This is a genomic window from Peribacillus asahii, from assembly GCF_003570725.1.
GTDB lineage: Bacteria > Bacillota > Bacilli > Bacillales > DSM-1321 > Peribacillus > Peribacillus asahii.
On record NZ_QWVS01000036.1, the window covers coordinates 1 to 1,711 of the forward strand.

At 31.7% G+C, this 1,711-nt stretch carries 2 protein-coding genes; both read left to right on the top strand.

Annotated features, from left to right (window positions below; translation table 11 throughout):
* Positions 1–152 precede the first annotated feature (152 nt).
* The gene (locus D1953_RS16510) at positions 153–677 is read left to right on the top strand and encodes a hypothetical protein (RefSeq protein WP_119118270.1); all 525 of its coding nucleotides are present in this window, start codon (positions 153–155) and stop codon (positions 675–677) included.
* Positions 678–891: 214 nt separating this feature from the next.
* Entirely contained in the window at positions 892–1,449 is a 558-nt protein-coding gene (locus D1953_RS16515) for a hypothetical protein (protein WP_119118271.1), read from the top strand.
* Positions 1,450–1,711 lie beyond the last annotated feature (262 nt).

Below are 1,711 nucleotides of genomic sequence, written 5' to 3' on the forward strand. Positions count from 1 at the left end.
AGACTACTTCAAACGCTTACCTATTGCAACCGATGCTTCAATAAGGGGTATCGTTTTTTCTTATTTAAGTAACGGGGCAAAGTAGCTCGAATAGTAATAACTTTTTTCTAATAAGGAAACCTACTTTTAATGAATAAATAAAGGTGGTCTTTATGAAGAAGAAGTTTATTTTAATTTTCATTTTAGGTTTATGTTTAGTAAGTTTTGAAACGGTAAATGCAAATGATGAAGATGAACACCCACCATTTGAGAAAATCTTTTTTGAGATAGGGTACAAGACAGTTGAGGAAGCAGTAGATGAATGTGAAAATCTTTTCAACGAGGATATTGTATTACCATATAAAATACCTCCAGTTCAATTCACACATTACTTTGGAAGGTGCAGCAAAGATATTGGGATTAATAATGACTTTGAAATTGAGTTTCTTAATGAGAATACGCCAGAGAACCACTATACTCTTACATTGAGACCTAAAAAACACGCTATTAAATTTAAACCAGAACGTATTAATAAAACAATAGAACTTGATTATGGCACAGCATTTTTTGTAAAAAGTCCTGTTTCTAATAATTTGATATTTGAGAGAGGGAATTGGCAATATATTCTAGGTGTTGATAAGAGAATCTCTGAACATATACCTTTAGAGGTGTTAGTTGATATTGCAAATTCTTTATAACTTCCATTTCCACTAAAGGGCGCTTTCCTGTAATAAGGATTAGTGCTTTTTTTATTTTAAGTCTAGAGTGTGAAGGAATGTACTTAAAGTAATAGGGAAGTTTACTTTAATAAGGGTGTTAGTCCATTGATTGGATAAATTACCCATAAACCAAAAAATAATGTTATAACTTATTTAATATGATAAATTTTTTAAAAAAGGAAACGGAGGTTATATGGTGAAAAAAATAGTAATCCTTTATTTTTTCAGTATTTGTATATTAGCAGGGTGTACAGATAATTCAAATGGTGAATCATCAAATAACATAGAACCATCAGATAATAATAAAGTATCTATAAAAAAAGAATCTGAACAAAATGATTCTTTAAGTGGTGAAGAGAGCTTTAAGCTGGACGTTTTTAATAATCTTCAATATATTCGATTAGAAGAGAGTGATAATGGTGAATATAAACTTCCTGATTTAGAAATAGAGAATGCTGGAGTTATTATATTTGAACCTATGTATTTAGAAAAATCAAAGAAAGTAACTATTGAATTTCAGTTACAATCTCAAGATTCGTTTAATCATATGACCATAGGAATAATTAAAGATTATTCTCCAGATTCTAATTTGAAATATGAAATAGAAAAAACTTATTCAGAGTCTATTGATAATAAATTAACAGTTACTTATACATCTCAAGAAGATTCTAGTTATTCTATTTGTATTTTAGGGACAATGGCAAATACTGTTGGAGTAAATAATGGAAAAATAATCAAATCAAATAGCTAGTGAAACAATACACTTAAAGTAACGGGCGCATTACTGGAACAGCAGTAATGCTTTTTTACTTCAAGTAACGGTGCAGGTGTGCGGCCGAGCCTAGGTCGTATCATATAACGGGTGGGATTCCCGTCGAGTAAGAACTAGCCATTCGCTCGTAGCGAGTCTTGGAGGGCTAAAGGTAACTTTAGTCTTTAAGCGTAGACAGTTAGGTGGAGCAGCCGTCAAGGCTGAGAATCTTAGTGTGCCAGGCATGGCAACTATCTAGGTG